Origin of the sequence: Paenibacillus sp. PAMC 26794 (genome assembly GCF_000316035.1) — a bacterium.
In the GTDB taxonomy this organism is placed as follows: Bacteria; Bacillota; Bacilli; order Paenibacillales; family Paenibacillaceae; genus Paenibacillus.
The window spans coordinates 380,444-397,441 of record NZ_ANHX01000011.1; the positions used below are offsets into that span (position 1 = coordinate 380,444).

Annotated in this window: 13 protein-coding genes; all 13 read left to right on the forward strand. The window is 50.1% G+C overall.

Features of this window, described 5'->3' with window-relative positions:
- Nucleotides 1-43 precede the first annotated feature (43 nt).
- The 13 genes from D829_RS0107000 (at nt 44) to D829_RS0107065 (ending at nt 16,922) form a co-directional block, all read left to right on the forward strand.
- A complete protein-coding gene (locus D829_RS0107000) occupies nt 44-1,666 on the forward strand; it encodes a PucR family transcriptional regulator (protein WP_017688149.1) in 1,623 nt (540 codons plus the stop codon).
- Nucleotides 1,667-1,905: 239 nt separating this feature from the next.
- Nucleotides 1,906-3,411, forward strand: coding sequence for a factor-independent urate hydroxylase (gene pucL, locus D829_RS0107005; RefSeq protein WP_017688150.1), 1,506 nt, complete (start codon nt 1,906-1,908; stop codon nt 3,409-3,411).
- Nucleotides 3,411-3,788 (forward strand): hydroxyisourate hydrolase, encoded by a 378-nt coding sequence (uraH, locus tag D829_RS0107010; protein WP_017688151.1) that lies wholly within the window; start codon nt 3,411-3,413, stop codon nt 3,786-3,788. The genes pucL and uraH overlap by 1 nt, the downstream gene beginning before the upstream one ends.
- A gap of 43 nt (nt 3,789-3,831) precedes the next feature.
- Complete coding sequence (gene allB / locus D829_RS0107015; RefSeq protein ID WP_017688152.1) at nt 3,832-5,235, forward strand: allantoinase AllB; 1,404 nt, start codon at nt 3,832-3,834, stop codon at nt 5,233-5,235.
- A complete protein-coding gene (locus D829_RS0107020; RefSeq protein ID WP_017688153.1) occupies nt 5,232-6,536 on the forward strand; it encodes a M20 family metallo-hydrolase in 1,305 nt (434 codons plus the stop codon). The genes allB and D829_RS0107020 overlap by 4 nt, the downstream gene beginning before the upstream one ends.
- 6 nt (nt 6,537-6,542) lie before the next feature.
- The gene (locus tag D829_RS0107025) at nt 6,543-7,784 is read left to right on the forward strand and encodes an alanine--glyoxylate aminotransferase family protein (protein ID WP_017688154.1); all 1,242 of its coding nucleotides are present in this window, start codon (nt 6,543-6,545) and stop codon (nt 7,782-7,784) included.
- A complete protein-coding gene (gene ggt / locus D829_RS0107030) occupies nt 7,778-9,373 on the forward strand; it encodes a gamma-glutamyltransferase (RefSeq protein ID WP_017688155.1) in 1,596 nt (531 codons plus the stop codon). The genes D829_RS0107025 and ggt overlap by 7 nt, the downstream gene beginning before the upstream one ends.
- A gap of 95 nt (nt 9,374-9,468) precedes the next feature.
- Nucleotides 9,469-10,791: a 5'-deoxyadenosine deaminase gene (locus tag D829_RS0107035; protein ID WP_017688156.1), complete on the forward strand. Its 1,323-nt coding sequence runs from the start codon at nt 9,469-9,471 to the stop codon at nt 10,789-10,791.
- A gap of 42 nt (nt 10,792-10,833) precedes the next feature.
- Complete coding sequence (locus D829_RS33645; RefSeq protein WP_017688157.1) at nt 10,834-12,114, forward strand: XdhC/CoxI family protein; 1,281 nt, start codon at nt 10,834-10,836, stop codon at nt 12,112-12,114.
- Nucleotides 12,080-12,727: a nucleotidyltransferase family protein gene (locus D829_RS30595; protein WP_017688158.1), complete on the forward strand. Its 648-nt coding sequence runs from the start codon at nt 12,080-12,082 to the stop codon at nt 12,725-12,727. The genes D829_RS33645 and D829_RS30595 overlap by 35 nt, the downstream gene beginning before the upstream one ends.
- A gap of 290 nt (nt 12,728-13,017) precedes the next feature.
- Nucleotides 13,018-13,932 carry an FAD binding domain-containing protein gene (locus D829_RS30600; RefSeq protein ID WP_017688160.1) on the forward strand — a complete coding sequence of 305 codons (915 nt, stop codon included), beginning with the start codon at nt 13,018-13,020 and terminating at the stop codon, nt 13,930-13,932.
- 33 nt (nt 13,933-13,965) lie between these two features.
- Nucleotides 13,966-16,407 (forward strand): molybdopterin cofactor-binding domain-containing protein, encoded by a 2,442-nt coding sequence (locus tag D829_RS0107060; RefSeq protein ID WP_017688161.1) that lies wholly within the window; start codon nt 13,966-13,968, stop codon nt 16,405-16,407.
- Nucleotides 16,404-16,922, forward strand: a complete 519-nt coding sequence (locus D829_RS0107065; protein WP_017688162.1) for a (2Fe-2S)-binding protein — start codon at nt 16,404-16,406, stop codon at nt 16,920-16,922. The genes D829_RS0107060 and D829_RS0107065 overlap by 4 nt, the downstream gene beginning before the upstream one ends.
- The last annotated feature ends 76 nt before the right edge of the window (nt 16,923-16,998 follow it).

The following is a 16,998-nucleotide window of genomic DNA, read 5'->3' on the forward strand; positions in this document are numbered from 1 at the left end:
AGAATAACACGATATTGTGTTATATATATGGGAGGTAGTGTCCATGCAACTTACGGTTAAAGAGGCTTTACAGGTATACCCGTTGTCAGAGGCCAAACTGGTTGCGGGTGGAGAAGGGACTTCACGGATGATGAAATCCGTTAACGTCATGGACGCTCCTGATATCGCGGATTGGATCAAATCCGGAGAAATGTTGTTCACCACCGCTTTTATTATGAAAGACAGTGAAACAGATGCATTACGTTTGATGCGACGATTGAATGAACGCGGCTGTGCAGGACTCGGCATCAAGCTGGGACGCTTCTGGCAGTCCATTCCCCAAGGCATTGTCGAGGAAGCCGATCGACTTCGTTTGCCGCTGCTTGAGCTTCCCTTTCAATTCACCTTCTCCGACCAGATGAATGCCTTATTCAAGGCTGAACATGAACGTAGTAACCGATTACTCAATGAGGTCGTGCAGAAGCAAAAGAAATTAATGCAGTTTGCACTGCAACAGCAGCCACACCGGAATGTGTTTGCCGAACTTGCCACGGTGCTGAACTATCCGATTGCCGTCATTGGTTCTCGTGGGCATGTGCTGTATGGTAGTGAAGGCATTGCAGGGGATGCTGTAACACAGGGCTGGCCTTGGAAATCCGTCATGCATCGAGTGAAATGGAATCAAGGAAGCTGTCACCGCGTACCAATTAAGCAAAATGATGAAGAATACGGATCGTTGCTTGTGTTTACCGATTCAGCCTTATCCCTTCGGGCAGAAGAAGAGCTGTTCCAGCAGGCTGCCGATGTACTGGCATTTTATATGGATATGACTTATCGCGAGCATATTAATCCGACTGTGCAAGATGAGATGCGTACGCTGCTTTCACAGTATCTAGATAACAAAATGACCATCCAGGAATTGACCACTTTGAGTGAAAACAAAGGTGTACATCTATTCCAGGGAACTTATCAGTGCGTATTGATTACGCTTGAATCGACTCTGTTTTCCGAAGGAAAGCTACTTAAACAGATTCATCGCGAATTACAATACAATCCGCTAATGCAATTCACGGCCTCACAGCATTTTCAGATTGAGGATGGCATTCTGTCCATCTACACCTGTCCAACAGGGCGAGATTATGGAGAGGAACTGTCAGGTTTTCTGTTGAACCGGTTCGGTGATGTTCTGGCAGCACAAGAAGCAAAAGGGGCACCGGCTCCGCGTTTCTGGATCAGCAAAATGAAACATGAACCCAAATCGCTCCGTGAAGCATACCAGGAGTGTCTGGATACACGACAACTGGCTCGTCGGTTCGGCATGAAAGACCGTGCGTTGCGATTTGAAATGCTCGAATTTGCCTATGTGTTCCAACACGTACCGGATAACATTATGGAGAACTACTGTAATAAAGTACTCGAACCACTGCTTGCCAGGGACGGTGATCCCAATCAGGTATTGATGAATACATTGGAGTCCTTTATCGAGAATGATGGACTGATCAATGAAGCTGCCAAGCAACTGTTTGTGCATCGCAACACGGTCACTTATCGGATGGAGAAAGTCGGCAGCTTGCTGCAAATGGACTTTAAGAAAACAAATGATCTGCTTAAATTAAAGCTGGTATTCACCTTCCGCAAGTTTGTACGGGACAAAGCAGCTACAAGACCACACAATGTCCAACTCTAGACCGCACATTGTGCAACATGACAATGCTACCGGGTCAGACCCCCAAGAACCGCATTCCCTTGATGGAGTGCGGTTTTTTCATGTTTGAGGACAACAAAAGCTGATCTTCCCGTGCACAGCAAACAAATCACAACTCTGATGTTATGTTATATTACAAAATTGCGTAAATATTGTTGTCGCGACATTGAACGACACTTAGAATGAAGAACAATAATCCACAACAGACCGGAGGTTCTAACATGAGCGACTTCATTAAACTTGTTAACAACTGGTCTATCACGCAGTTTGTGCATACGTTTGGCGGCTTATTTGAGGAATCACCATGGGTGGCTGAGCGTTCCGGGCTTTTACGACCTTTTGATTCATTTGAACAGATGATGAAAGTGATGAAAAACGTGGTTCAGGCATCGGATGACCAGGTGAAGTTGCAGTTGTTTCGAAATCACCCAGATCTTGGAGCACGAATCAGCATGAGCAGCAACTCCGTTCAGGAGCAGGCTGGTGCAGGGCTTGATTCACTCTCACAGGAGCAATATAACGAACTTCAACATTTAAACAAAGCATATACAAGCCAATTTGGCTTTCCTTTCATATTGGCCGTAAAAGGCCATACCGCAAGCTCCATCCTCGAATCCATGAGGCAACGTCATCGCCGAGGCAGGGAAGAAGAATTCGAGACTGCATTGAAGGAAGTATTCAAGATTGCGGGCATTCGCTTGGAGCAGTGGCTTGCACAGATCGGTCATGAACATGAGTTCGTGAGCAAGCCAGCCGCATTGCAGCAGCGGACCATGTATTACGGCAAAGGGGATGTGTGGATGTACCGTTCCTACGCCAAGCCATTGACGGGTATACAGTCCATTCCGGAATCTCCTTTTATGGGACGCAGCAATATTCTGTTTGGATTGAACATTAAGGTCGCTGTGCAGGGCGATGAATTCTTGCCTTCTTTTGCAGAAGGGGATAATTCGCTGGTGGTCGCAACCGATTCGATGAAAAATTTTATTCTCAAACATGCAGCGGATTACACAGGAGCGACGGTGGAAGGATTTCTTGCGCTGGTAAGTCGGCGTTTCCTGGAGACGTATCCGCAGATGAGCAAGGTTCAGATGACAGCGGACCAGATTCCTTTTGAAGATATACCCATTGGATTAGAAGGGAGTTATCGACCGAGTGCGCTCGTATTTCGTTATTCGCAGAATGATCGTGCGACAGCTGCGGTGGAAGCGGAACGAACAGGAGACTCGATTGAACTAAGCAACCATTTCAGTGGTGTAGCCGATCTGAGACTGATCAAGGTCAAAGGCAGTGAATTTGCCGGATTTATGCAGGATGAATATACCACTCTTCCAGAGACATGGGATCGACCGTTATTTATTTTCCTGAACATCAATTGGCGTTATGAAGATTCGAGGGATGGCATCGACGATCAGCGTGGACGGTATGTAGCGGCGGAACAGGTCAGAGATTTGGCTGCTGCGGTATTTCATGAGTGTCGATCCGCTTCCATTCAACATCTGATCTACCAGATTGGACGAAGGTTGTTAAGCCGATTCGAGCAACTGAGTGAGGTTTCATTTGAATCCAACAATCGGACATGGGAGACAGTGCTGGAGGAAGTGAAAGAGGGAGAAGGCAAAGTATTTACCGAGCCGAGACCACCATATGGATTCCAGGGTTTCTCGATGACAAGGGATGATCTGGGAACAGACGGCCGTGACTCCGTGAAAGAAGGTGACGTCTGATGTCGATATCTGGTGGACGAATTACAACACATGTGCTGGATACATCCAAAGGCGTGCCTGCTGCGGGTGTTCGGATCGAGCTGTATACCCTGAAGAGGGATGGAGAGCAGGAAAACAAGACAAAAGTTGCGGAGTCGGTGACGAATGCGGATGGGCGTTTGGATATGCCGCTGCTGGATGGCGGCAAGCTGGAGCAAGCGATATATGAGCTTCAATTCCATGTCGAGAGTTATTACGAACAGCGTTCGTTGGAGAAGCTGGGACAGGCGCTATGGACGATTGTTCCGATTCGTTTTGCTGTATCTGATGCCTCAAGCCATTACCATATTCCATTATTGATTGCTCCAGGAGGTTACAGTACATACCGGGGAAGCTGAATATGCACACATCCGGTTCTGATTCAGGGGGAGGGTCATCCATATGACAACATTTGATACCATCATCCGGGGGGCCCGGGTGGTGCTGAAAGATCGGGTAGAGCAACTGGATATTGGCATTACTGGTGAAAAAATAACAGACATATCCACACGGCTGGCCGCTGGCGAAGCGACTAGGATTATAGAAGCTGAAGGCCTTACGGTGATGCCGGGTGTCGTGGACATTCATGTACACTTCAATGAACCCGGACTCGCCAGTTGGGAGGGATTCCGATCGGGTTCGGCAGCCCTTGCCGCAGGGGGAATCACGACCTATGTCGATATGCCACTTAACGGCGTACCGCCAACCACAAGACCGGAAGCATGGGAAATGAAAATGAAAGCAGCGGCAGACCAATCCTATGTCGATTATGCCTTCTGGGGAGGCTTGGTTCCCGGCAATCGTGAGGAACTTGCTCCACTGTCACGGCTGGGTGCAGCCGGATTCAAGGCATTTATGTCCGAGCCGGGTGGAGAAGGGGAAGACATCTTTGCCAGAGCCGATGACCATACGCTGCTGGACGGGATGAATGAAATTGCAACTTTAAACCGTGTGCTTGCACTTCATGCAGAGGACGAAGGCATCGTTGCCGAACTCGGTGCGAAAAGTATCGCTGAGGGAAAGACTGAACCGATGGATTATATCCGGTCCCGTCCTGTTGAAGCCGAAGGCGTTGCGGTTGCCCGGGCGTTGAAATATGGTGAACAGACCGGATGTGCGCTGCATTTTGTGCATATTAGTACCCGGGAAGCACTGGACTTGATTGCAGCGGCAAAACGGCGTGGGCAGAATGTCACTTCGGAGACATGCCCTCATTATCTGACGCTGACCGATCAGGATGTGGTCCGATTGGGTGCTGTAGCGAAATGCGCTCCACCGCTTCGCAGCTCATCTGAACAGGAGCAGTTATGGGATGCACTGACGTCAGGATTAATTGATGTTATTGCCTCAGACCATTCGCCATGTCCTCCATCCATGAAACAATCTGATAACTTCTTTGAAATCTGGGGCGGCATATCCGGGGCACAAAGCACACTGCTAATTATGCTGGAGGATGGACATCTTCAGCGTGATATCGAACTTCCGTTGCTCGGAAGAGTGCTCTCCCTGCAACCTGCCAGAAGGCTTGGTCTGGAGAACAAAGGAGAGATTGCAATTGGCAAAGATGCAGATCTGGTTCTGATTGACTGGGAGAAGAGCACAACCCTGAATACGGAGGATCTGCTCTATACGCATAAACAGAGCCCTTATGTGGGACGTACATTTAACTGTCAGATTGCAGACGTATTTTGCCGTGGGCAGCGCGTCTACAACTCGGAATCAGGGTTATCTCCCAAACCAATCGGGCAACACATTGCGGCTTACTCTTTTAGTCCCATCGAAGCGGGAACGGAGGAAACGCCATGACGGAGTCTGGAGTATACCGGTCATCCGGTACAAACGCACCTCTTCCTTTGCCAAATGTAGAACAGGTGGAGCTGCAAGCCATGCTTGACTGGCTATCGACATATGGTGCAGACGCACAGGGCGGCGTCACACGACTGTTGTATGACGCGGCTTGGTGTGAAGCACAAGGTGCCCTTGCTGCCAAAATGCAGGAGAAAGGGCTGTCTCCCGAGTTCGACCAGTCCGGTAATCTGTATGGCACACTCAAGGGCGAGGGTGAGGAATCAGCGACTGGTGCTGAAGAATTACCGGTAGTGACCGGATCACATATTGATACTGTGGTGTATGGCGGCAAATATGATGGTGCTTACGGTGTGGTGGCAGGTGTTCTTGCTTTGGAGTATTTGCAGAAGCATTTCGGAGCACCGAGGCGCACACTTCAAGTGGTGTCGTTATGCGAAGAAGAGGGAAGTCGCTTTCCTTTTGCGTATTGGGGTTCACGCAGTATAACAGGAATAACGGCTCTGGAAGATGTAGTGCATTTGAAGGATCAAGACGGTATTACTTTTGCACAAGCGATCCAAGATGCGGGTTTTGGGCCCAATAGTGCATATAGACCGGCCGCGAAAAATTATGGTGCCTTTATTGAGCTTCATATTGAGCAAGGTCAGGTTCTGGAACGTCTCGGGCATTCGATTGGAGTTGTATCCGACATTGTAGGTCAGAAGCGGTTCAGTATTACGGTAAGCGGAGAAGCAAATCACGCGGGGACGACGCCGATGTCCTGGCGCAAGGATGCACTTGCCGGAGCAGCCGAGATGATTGCTGCGGTAAGGAATATCGCATTGGAAGCAGGAGAACCGCTCGTAGCCACGGTTGGGCGAATCACAGCTGATCCGGGTGTTGGGAATGTGGTTGCAGCAAGGGCGGTGTTTTCACTGGATATCCGCCATATCCGGCAGGAGAGTATTGATCGCTGCTGGCAGGATATGCTCCAGGCATTTAGTCGAATTGCAGCCGAGCAGCAGCTCGGACTGGACTGGGAAGAACATCTGTCGGTGACACCCATTCCTATGAATGCAGAGATGATCTCAGACATTCAGGATACCTGTGAGCAGGAACAGTTGTCCTACTGGTTAATGCCAAGCGGCGCGGGACATGATTCGCAGATTTTTCAGCCGGCTTGTCCAACAGCCATGATCTTTGTGCCGAGTCAGGACGGTATCAGTCATAATCCACTTGAATATACAGCTGAAGCAGACCTGATGCACGGTTTTCGGGTTCTGGTCCGGCTACTCTATAAATACGGTTACGGGAGTTGAATGAAGATGTCCAACTATAAAGAGTTATCTCCGTCCTTGCGGACCATTATGACCCCGGGCCCCGTTGAGGTTGATCCGCGTGTGCTAAGAGCATTATCCTTTCCAATCCTGGGTCAGTTTGACCCGGAGTTCACATCTTTGATGAATGAGACGATGGCGATGCTGCGTGAGCTATATATGACAGATAACGAGTGGTGTTATCCAGTCGATGGTACATCCCGTTCAGGCATTGAAGCTGTGTTAGTTAGTCTGATCCAGCCCGGTGACAAAGTTCTTGTCCCCATCTACGGACGATTCGGACATCTGCTGGTTGAAATCTCGGAACGCTGTGGTGCAGAGGTTGTCTTTTTTGAAACGGAATGGGGAACGGTATTTGATCCGGAAGAGGTGATCAAGGCGATCCATGCCCATAAACCGAGTCTGGTCGCGATGGTTCACGGTGAGACTTCCACCGGTCAGATGCAGCCTCTTGCTGAGATTGGCAAAGCCTGTCGCGACCTTGATATCTTACTCGTCGTGGATGCTGTAGCAACCATTGGTGGGACTCCGGTGGAGACGGATGCGTGGCATCTGGATGCGGTTATGGGTGGAACGCAGAAATGCCTGTCCGTTCCTTCAGGGATGGCACCTCTCACGTACAACAGTCGTGTGGAAAAGAAACTGATGAGCCGCAAAACAGTTGAACGCGGACTGCGAGATGCAACCAGTGCGCGGGCAGAAGGCCGCACGATTGCCAGCAATTATTTTGACCTAACCCAATTGCAGGATTACTGGAGTTCAGCACGGTTGAACCACCATACGGAGGCCACCTCCATGCTCTACGGTCTTTACGAAGGATTACGTATTCTGCTACAAGAAGGATTGGAGGCCAGGTTCCAGAGACATCTGGTAAATGAACGTGCGTTGGTCGCTGGAATTCAGGGAATGGGACTACAGTTGTATGGGGATATGTCCAGTAAACTTCCGGTGGTCACTTGTATCACGATTCCGGAGGGGATTGATGGTGAGTCGGTGCGCAGTATGTTGCTGAACGATTTCAGCATTGAGATTGCCAGTTCATTTGGACCGTTGAAAGGGCAGATCTGGCGGATCGGTACAATGGGATTCAGCTGCCAACGCAAGAACGTACTTCATGTGCTGGGAGCGCTGGAAGCTGTTCTTCTCCGTCATCATCACGTATTACCAGCCGGTGAAGCGGTGCAGGCAGCATTGGATGTGTATGCAGGGAAGGAGGGCGCCTTATGTTAAATCAGATGCCAATCTCCAGGGAGGTCATGGTTACTACTCCTCATTATCTGGCGAGTGCAGTGGGAAGCTCCATCCTCCAGCAGGGCGGGAATGCTTATGATGCTGCTGTTGCGGTCAGTGCGGCACTAGGTGTGGTATATCCGCATATGACCGGACTTGGCGGGGATGCCTTCTTCCTGATTCATGACGGAGCCAGCGGTGAGATTACCGCCTATAACGGAAGTGGCCGCTCAGCCGCAGGCATTCATGCGGATACGTTCAAAGCGATGGGGATGAGTGCCATTCCTCAGCGCGGTGTACTTAGTGCCATCACGGTTCCGGGAATGGTCGATGCCTGGTGGGAAGTCTGGTCACGGTACGGTAAGTTATCGTGGGAGCTGTTGCTTGAACCTGCCGCGCAGTATGCGGAAAAAGGATGCCCTGTATCCCGGAATCTCCGCCTGTGGATGGAAAGGGATGAAGATTTCATACTGGGTCATACACCGCTGCGAGCGGTATTTGCCCCTTCGGGTACACTTTTGCAGGAAGGCGAGCTGCTGATCCAGCCTGAACTCGCTGCCTCCATTCGTCTGATTCAGACGGGAGGGCGAGACTCTTTTTATACAGGGGAACTTGCGGATCGTCTGACTTCAGCTATTCGTGAGGATGGGGGCATGCTTGCACCAGTGGACTTTGCAGGTCATCGGGGCGAGTGGGTAAAACCGATTAGTACGGGGTATCGTGGCTATGAAGTTCATCAGATGCCGCCCAACTCGCAGGGATTCTCGATGCTGATGATGTTAAATATGTTGGAGCATACCGATCTGTCCTCTGTAGCACGTACCTCACCTGAATTCTATCATCTGATGGCGGAAGTGGTAAAAAAGGCGTTTCGTGATCGTGATCGTTATCTGACGGACCCGGATTTCAGGGACATTCCGCTGGATCATCTGTTGTCCAAGAGTTACGGAGACCAATTGTGGAATGAGATTCAGTCTGCTCCACCTGTGGCGCAGCCGTTTTTGTCCAAAACAATAGGTCAGGACACGGCGTATGCAGCGATTGTCGATAGCGAAGGCAATGCCGTTTCATTCATCCAAAGCCTGTATTTCGACTTCGGTGCAGCCTATGTTCCAGGGGATACGGGGGTTATCATGCAGAACCGGGGGTCGTTTTTCTCTCTAGATCCGAGAGATGCCAACGTACTGGAACCGAACAAACGCTCATTCCATACCCTCATGCCGGGCCTTGTTACACGAGATGGCAAACCTTATATGCTCGTAGGTACACAGGGGGGAGAAGGTCAGCCGCAGACACAATTATCGGTGCTTACCGGAGTGCTTGATTACGGACTCAACATCCAGGAAGCAATCAGCCTGCCGCGTTGGGTGTACGGACGTACCTGGGGCGAAGAAGGCGATACGATGCGTGTGGAGAACCGATATCATGATGACGTATGTGCAACCCTTGCCCAGTGGGGACATAACGTTGAAGCGAGAGCGCCGTGGGACGGTATTATGGGACAGTCGCAAGGCATTGTCATTCGTGAGGACGGCATGATTAGCGGCGCAGCAGATCCGAGAGGAGACGGTATGGCTATTGGATGGTAACAGACAGCGATCGGAAGGTTAGTCTGTCATTAGAGTGAAAGTGTAAATAAGTATGAGTTGTACTATATAGACAGACACAGATAGGGGAGATTGGCATGGGAACGATCCTGCTGAAAGGTGCACAGCTTGTGACGATGAATGCAGAAGAGGAAGTGTTCATCGGAGATCTGTTGATCGAGGATAACAAAATCAAGGAGATTGCAGCTCACATCGACGTTCAGACTGACCAGGTCATTGATGCTCGTGGCAAAGTGCTTTTGCCAGGCTTCATCCAGACGCATATTCATCTGTGTCAGACCTTGTTCCGTGGACGTGCGGATGATCTGGAACTGATGGATTGGCTCCGTCAACGTATCTGGCCGCTGGAAGCAGCACATGATGAGGAGTCCGTCTATTATTCTGCAATGCTTGGATTGGGCGAATTGATCTCCAGCGGAACCACGACCATTCTGGATATGGAGACGGTACATCACACGGACTCGGCGTTTCAGGCGATGGCACAGAGCGGCATCCGGGTCATTTCCGGCAAGGTTATGATGGATCATGGGGACGAGGTTCCGGAACCCCTGCGTGAGGATACAGCAACTTCGCTGCAACAGAGTGTGGATCTGCTGGAGAAATGGAACGGGTTTGGCGGAGGTCGCATTCAATATGCTTTCTGCCCACGCTTCGTTGTATCGTGTACCGAAGAATTGCTGGTAGAGGTGCGCGACTTGTCTAATAAATATCATGTCAAAGTCCACACCCATGCCTCCGAGAATCGCGGAGAGATTGAACTGGTAGAACACGAACGCGGAATGCGTAACATTGTATACCTCGATCATATCGGTCTCGCGACCCCAAGACTGGTGCTTGCTCATTGTGTATGGCTGAGTGAGGAAGAGAAAGAAATCATCCGCAAGCGCGGTGTCAAAGTCACTCACTGTCCTGGATCAAATATGAAACTTTCCTCCGGGGTAGCGGATATTCCGGATCTGCTGAATCGACAGATCGCGGTTGGGATTGGGGCAGATGGTGCCGCGTGCAACAACAATCTGGATATGTTTCAGGAGATGCGCCTCACAGCGCTGATGCAGAAAATTCCTCATGGTCCAACAGTGATGGATGCCCGGACCGTATTGCGCATGGCTACCATGGGCGGAGCAGAGGTGCTTGGCTTGTCGAAGGAAATCGGAAGTCTCGAAGTGGGCAAAAAGGCAGATATGCTGCTGCTGGATCTGGATGATTTCCACACGTACCCTTCCTATGAGACGGATGTCTATTCCCGCGTAGTGTATTCCGCAACACGTAGCTGTGTGGATACCGTTATTATTGAAGGAAGTATCGTGCTCAAGAATCGTAAGATTCAGACGATTGATCGTGGCATTGTGCTGCGTGAGTCGGATAAGAGCATTGCGAGATTAATGAAACGTATCTGATCGAAGGAAGCTTATGCGATTCCAGAAAGGATGGAGACCGATATGGAAATGCATGATCTGTGTGCAATTGCAGCCCGTGAAACGCGCTGTGTGCTCGCAACAGCGATCAAAGTAGAGGGTCATGCTTACCGTAAGCAGGGAGTCTCTATGCTGTTGACCGATGATGGTAGAATGTATGGCAGTATCAGTCCGGGATGTCTGGAGAGTGATCTTCAGGCCCGGGTGAGCCATGTGCTGGATACAAACCAGATGGAATTCGCGGAGTACGACATGCGTCCCGAGGATGATCTGTCCTGGGGGGAGACGATTGGCTGCGGCGGACTCGTTGTTGTGTTGCTTGAACCTGTGTATGGTGAACTTCGATATACGTTGCAGAAGATGTATGAGTGTTTTCAATCCGGCGTTGCAACAGCGTTAATCCGTACGTTCAAAGATGATTATACGAGGGTAGAATATGACTGGAAACGGATTGAACCAACGGGTACCCGGCACCAGCCAGTATTGCTTCCTTCGCTCGTCCCTCCTCATAATCGTGTGGCGAATTATAATCTAACTTCATTGCAGGTTGATGTACAACACAGCAGTGGTAATATCAAGCATGAACATACGGGATCGACACAACATTCTCCCGATATACCTCGCCTTACGCTTGTGCCTGAAGTGGTACCTGCTACGTCAAACAGATCTCACTCTTCCCATCTATCCGCTAATTCACAACATATCTCTGATGCTGATGCTGAAATAGCGACAAACAACACGGGTTCAACGAATCCCTGGGACCTCCCGCAGCAACTTACTTCGCTGTACACACCTAAACCACGCCTGATTATCATCGGAGCCGGGAATGATGTTATTCCTGTTGCCAGACTCGCCCAATCCGCAGGATTCCGAGTAGTTGTAGCCGATTGGCGAGAGTCCTTATGCACCTCTGAAAGGTTCCCTGAAGCTGAACTAGTAATGGGTTTCCCATGTGAGATCATGCCTCTGCTCAACGTAAACAAAGGGGATTATTTAATTTTGATGAGTCACAATTTCCCCCGCGAACGTGAACTGTTGGAGATGGTAGTGGACTGTGAGTACGCGTATCTTGGCATCATGGGTTCCAAAACACGAACAGCCCGTCTGCTGGATGGCTTACCACCGTTGAAATATGTGCATTCTCCCGTTGGTTTGAGCATCGGAGCAGACGGTCCAGAACAGATCGCCATCAGCATTGTAGCGGAATTGATCGCATGTAAACAAAAGGTCTCTTCCTTGAGTTCCGAGGTGCAGAGGGGGAGCGTTGCACATGCGAATGACGGGCATAGTTCTGGCAGCAGGTAAGAGTCGTCGCCTTGGTCGGGATAAACTCTCGGTTGTCATGCCTGACGGAAGGTCACTGGCTGCATGGTCATTGGAAGCTGCGCTGAATTCGGAGCTAGATCAAGTGGTCTGTGTGGTCAAACCGGAAGATTCGCTGGCATGGCTACCTGTAAAATGGTTTGATTCTGCTACGTATGCCTACCATCCCACAGCGAGACTTCGAATTGTGGTCTGTGCTGACTATGCCTGCGGCATGGCCAATTCTCTTCATTCTGGCGTATTGTCGGCCATGCAGTACAAACCGGAGGGCATTCTCATGTTACTGGGTGATCAGCCTTTATTAAAAGCGCAGGATATTAATCGGGTGACTACAGAACTGGCTACCCACAAGTTATGTGACTATGTCGCAGCTACCGACGGTGAGGGAGGCAAGCCGCCCGTTGCTTTTCGCTCCCATATGTTCGGTCCTCTGTTGTCCTTGCATGGAGATGAGGGGGCACGCAAAATTATGCGCAGCGCTAACTATTCAGGTGTACATGTACCACTGTCTGAGTCTAGTTTCTGGGATGCGGATACAGAACCGGAATTGGAACGCATTTTGAATCATGTATATGAATCGGAGCAGGCAGACTAAATAACAGGAGAAGATTATTAACTATGTATAATTTAATTACATGATCAGGTCAGCCAGGCAGTCTGGTTGGCCTATTTGTCTCCTTTTAACGTGTGGTGAAAGAGAGCTTGTGTTAGCTTTCGATAGATCATGATGCATCAAGCACAAATGGAACGCAGGTTTTATACATTTATCCAAAACGATGTGAAGGTAATTGACGTTGCTGCTGAACTCTCATATGATTTGAAGAATTATTTGGATTAGACGGTTGAATTTCCTGCCCATGGAAGAGAGAGAAAGGGGATGCAGCGATGGTAACACCGGCATACGGTTCTGGAGCCATGCCATCGGTATGGCAGCCTGAGAATCTGCAAGAACTGCAAACGTTGAGAAGTGGACTGAAGGGAATATGTTGTTTCACGGCAGGTGGAACATTGCTACGAACCCAGTGGGAAGGTGGCTTGATTCCAGCGCCTGAACACATGATTAGTCTGGGTCGTATTCCTGAAATGAGCGGTGTATCTATTCGTGGAGATGAGCTGGTCATTGGAGCCATGACCCGATTAAAGGAATGTGCTTCACAAGCATTGCTGCATCAACTGCCGATCCTGCAGGAAGCGGTGAATGCAATTGCTGCTCCTTCCATTCGCAATGTGGCAACCATTGGCGGGAATGTTGTATCCGGAGTCGGGGATACACTGACTGCTTTGCTTGTATATGATGCGGAGCTGCACTGGTTGACGGACAGTGGAATTGAGATCCGCAGTGTGTCTTCCTGGCTTCAGGGTGGACGGGATGGCAGCCGTAATCCAGGGGATGTATTAATCTCGATTCATATTCCGATGAGATCGTCCTCTATGCTAGATGTGGAAGGTGAGTACAGACCTGTTGCACGAGAAGTTTCCTTTTACCGCAAGCTGGGTAGAAGGGAGACGTTCAGCGCATCGCTGGTTACGGTTGCGTTGTTTGGGGAGATTGATTCGGATAACCGCTGGACCAAGATTGCGATTGCGGCTGGGGGAGGATCAGGCATGGCGATGCGACTTCTGGAGTCGGAACGACAGCTTCTTGGTAGCGAAGCTTCTGTCATGCAAGCGGCGAATCTCGCAGCTGCTGTGGCTGAAGAGTTTACGACGTATGGCGATGCATTTGCAACGGAACATTATCGCAAACAGACCGCGGGCAACATGCTTGGTGCCGGGCTATGGGAAGCACTTCACGAATAGAAGACTTCGATCACACAAAGGGGGAGAGGCATCATGCTGCTGAATCGGAAACAGAGCGGGAAACGCTGGCACTTGCGGCCAGATGGTGCACCCAAAGTAACAGGGCAGCTTCAATATCTGACGGATATGACGCTACCTGACATGATTCATGGCAGAGTGTTGCGAAGCGAATATCCTTATGCTCGCCTATTGTCTATAGATACTTCGGAAGCTGAGGCGTTGGAAGGTGTCTATGCGGTTCTGACCTCCAAAGATGTGCCTGGACTGAATCGTTTTGGTATTGCGACCCCGGATCAGCCTGTATTCTGCGAGGATATTGTACGTTATGTCGGTGACGCCATTGCAGCGGTTGCTGCGGATTCCCCGGAACGTGCGGCGCTTGCGCTGGATGCGATTCGCGTAGAGTATGAGGAACTTACACCTCTGAATAGTACAGACGCTGCATTGGCTCCAGGTGCACCAGAGTTGCATGAGCATGGTCCAGGTAATGTGCTGCATCGGACGGAGATCAAACGTGGAGATGCCGAGCAAGCCTTTGCCACGTGTGATCATATCGTGACAGAGACGTATTATACGCCTCGCCAGATGCATGCGTACATGGAGACAGAAGGTGGCCTGTTTGTCCCAGATGAAGAGGGAAGGCTGAATGTATACGCGGCAACGCAACATGGTTATAAAGACCGGATGCAGCTTGCGCGAATCATTGGTTGTCCTGAAGAAAATATCCGGGTGGTGTCTTCACCGATTGGGGGTTCATTTGGCGGAAAAGATGAACTAAACGTACAGCCTTATGGTGCACTACTGGCCTTGAGATGCGGACGTCCTGTGAAAATGCATAATTCTCGTAAAGAATCCGTGCGTGCAGGGCTGAAACGGCACCCAATGAAGATTGAAATGCAGACTGGCATGAGTCGAGAAGGCATCATACAGGCGCATCGTGTCCGCATTACAGCAGATACAGGAGCGTACGCCACACTTGGCGCACCCGTGCTGAACTTCTGTACCGAGCATTGCCTTGGACCCTACGCCATTCCAAATGTGGATGTGGAAGGTGTGTCTGTGTATACGAATAACGGGCTGTCAGGTGAGTTTCGCGGATTTGGCGGGAACCAGGCGATTTTTGCCATGGAAGGCCAGATGGATCGGCTTGCAGCAATCATGAACATGGACCCTTGGGAGTTCCGAAGACGTAATATGAGGGAAAAGAATGATCCTGGACCGCTGAATCAACGGATTCTGGTTACGGATGGACTTTCACAAGTATGGGAGGCATTGGATCGTTCTGAATTGTGGCAAAAACATCAGCATCCCCCGGCAGATCCTTCTATGCCGCCGTGGATCAAACGCGGAGTCGGAGCAGCCATCGCCATGCACGGTGCAGGGCTGGGTTACGGCATTCCGGACCCTGCGGGAGGCCGCCTGTCCCTGAATAACGAAGGCAAGATTGAGGTGGCGTTCAGCTACGAGGAATTTGGTCAGGGGCTTATTGCAACGCTGGAAATTATGTTATGTGATCTCTTTCAATGCAGTATATCGGATCTCAGTATCATCATTGGAGATACGGATCGTGTACCACACAGCGGATCAAGCACAGCTTCACGTTCAACAACGATGGCCTGGATGGCTCTTCAACGTTTGCAGACTCCATTTCGTTCCCGTGTTCTTGCTGTAGCGTCTGAAATGTCGGGCATTCCGTCGGATGAACTGGTAACAGGACCCGGTGGTGTATGGCGCAAAGGCCAGCTTCCTGCCGAAACTTCAGAAGTAGAAACACCAGAGAAGGCTGAAGGAACTAAAGTGGCTGAGATCGTTGCTGTAGGGTCTGAAAGTGATCAAACTGCTGAAAGTTATTTAGGCGCATCTCAATACCAGGCGAAAGAGGGAGTTTCATCAGGCTTATTGATCTCGTATGCTGAACTCGCAACGCAGGGCGAAGCCGATGAATGGATTTTCGATACAAAGTTCGATTACCCAACTACGCCAGACCATGTGGTAGGCGGGCATTATTTGTATACGTATGCGGCGGTTGCGGCAGAGGTGGAAGTAAATACTTTGACCGGAGAAACCAAGCTTCTTGATACGCGCCATGTTGTTGCGGCAGGTCCAGTTATCAACCCGATGGGTTATATCGGACAGATTGAAGGCGGCAGTGTCATGGCGCTTGGATTCACGTTAACGGAGGATACGGTCATGCAGGACAGCCGTTATGTAACCACGAACCTCGACACGTATCTGATCCCAACCATTCAGGATATTCATACCAATCTGGAGGTTGAGGCTATTGAAGACTTACCCGAAGGTGATGCGTTTGGCCCTAGGGGGATCGGTGAGATAGGCTCCGTAGCGCTTGCGCCGGCCATAACAGCTGCAATTCATCAGGCAACAGGTATATGGGTTAACCGTCTTCCTGTACCGAGGGAACAACTGGTCAGACCTTTAAATGTACCTTTGCAGGAAGGAGTGAGCCCATCATGAGTAAGCCACTTGAGAATCACTGGACAGCCGTTGTGAATGGCGAGCAGAAACATCTGCAGATTGCGCAAACGACCAGACTTGTCGATGTGCTTCGAACTCATTTGCAACTAACGGGTACCAAAGTATCCTGCGAAGTTGGTCGCTGCGGCGCATGTATGGTTTTGATGGATGGAGAGCCGGTGAATTCCTGTCTTGTCATGGCTTATCAATGTGAAGGTAGTGACATTATGACGATTGAAGGTCTGCATGGCGAGGAGAAAGGCACTCTGCATCCAATTCAACAGGCTTTTGTGGAGGAAGGTGGTTTTCAGTGCGGCTACTGTACTCCGGGCATGGTGATCTCAACCAAGGCATTACTGGATGCACATCCTGACCCTTCACAAGATCAGATTGAAACGGGATTGTGCGGGAATCTGTGTCGTTGTACCGGCTACGGTGGCATTATTCGAGCGGTACGCAAGGCAGGGGAACGCTGTGTGATAAAGGAAACATCTGCCGAGGAAAATGTAAGTTGAGCCGGGACGCAAGACGCAGACATAAGCAAGGAGGATTGAAGAAACGTATTCGAAAAAGCATCCGATCCAGGAATGC

Excerpts from the sequence above, each read along its gene's own strand:
- D829_RS0107000 (WP_017688149.1), top strand. The coding sequence starts at position 44 with ATGCAACTTACGGTTAAAGAGGCTTTACAGGTATACCCGTTGTCAGAG.
- pucL (WP_017688150.1), top strand. The coding sequence starts at position 1,906 with ATGAGCGACTTCATTAAACTTGTTAACAACTGGTCTATCACGCAGTTT.
- uraH (WP_017688151.1), top strand. The coding sequence starts at position 3,411 with ATGTCGATATCTGGTGGACGAATTACAACACATGTGCTGGATACATCC.
- allB (WP_017688152.1), top strand. The coding sequence starts at position 3,832 with ATGACAACATTTGATACCATCATCCGGGGGGCCCGGGTGGTGCTGAAA.
- D829_RS0107020 (WP_017688153.1), top strand. The coding sequence starts at position 5,232 with ATGACGGAGTCTGGAGTATACCGGTCATCCGGTACAAACGCACCTCTT.
- D829_RS0107025 (WP_017688154.1), top strand. The coding sequence starts at position 6,543 with ATGTCCAACTATAAAGAGTTATCTCCGTCCTTGCGGACCATTATGACC.
- ggt (WP_017688155.1), top strand. The coding sequence starts at position 7,778 with ATGTTAAATCAGATGCCAATCTCCAGGGAGGTCATGGTTACTACTCCT.
- D829_RS0107035 (WP_017688156.1), top strand. The coding sequence starts at position 9,469 with ATGGGAACGATCCTGCTGAAAGGTGCACAGCTTGTGACGATGAATGCA.
- D829_RS33645 (WP_017688157.1), top strand. The coding sequence starts at position 10,834 with ATGGAAATGCATGATCTGTGTGCAATTGCAGCCCGTGAAACGCGCTGT.
- D829_RS30595 (WP_017688158.1), top strand. The coding sequence starts at position 12,080 with ATGCGAATGACGGGCATAGTTCTGGCAGCAGGTAAGAGTCGTCGCCTT.
- D829_RS30600 (WP_017688160.1), top strand. The coding sequence starts at position 13,018 with ATGGTAACACCGGCATACGGTTCTGGAGCCATGCCATCGGTATGGCAG.
- D829_RS0107060 (WP_017688161.1), top strand. The coding sequence starts at position 13,966 with ATGCTGCTGAATCGGAAACAGAGCGGGAAACGCTGGCACTTGCGGCCA.
- D829_RS0107065 (WP_017688162.1), top strand. The coding sequence starts at position 16,404 with ATGAGTAAGCCACTTGAGAATCACTGGACAGCCGTTGTGAATGGCGAG.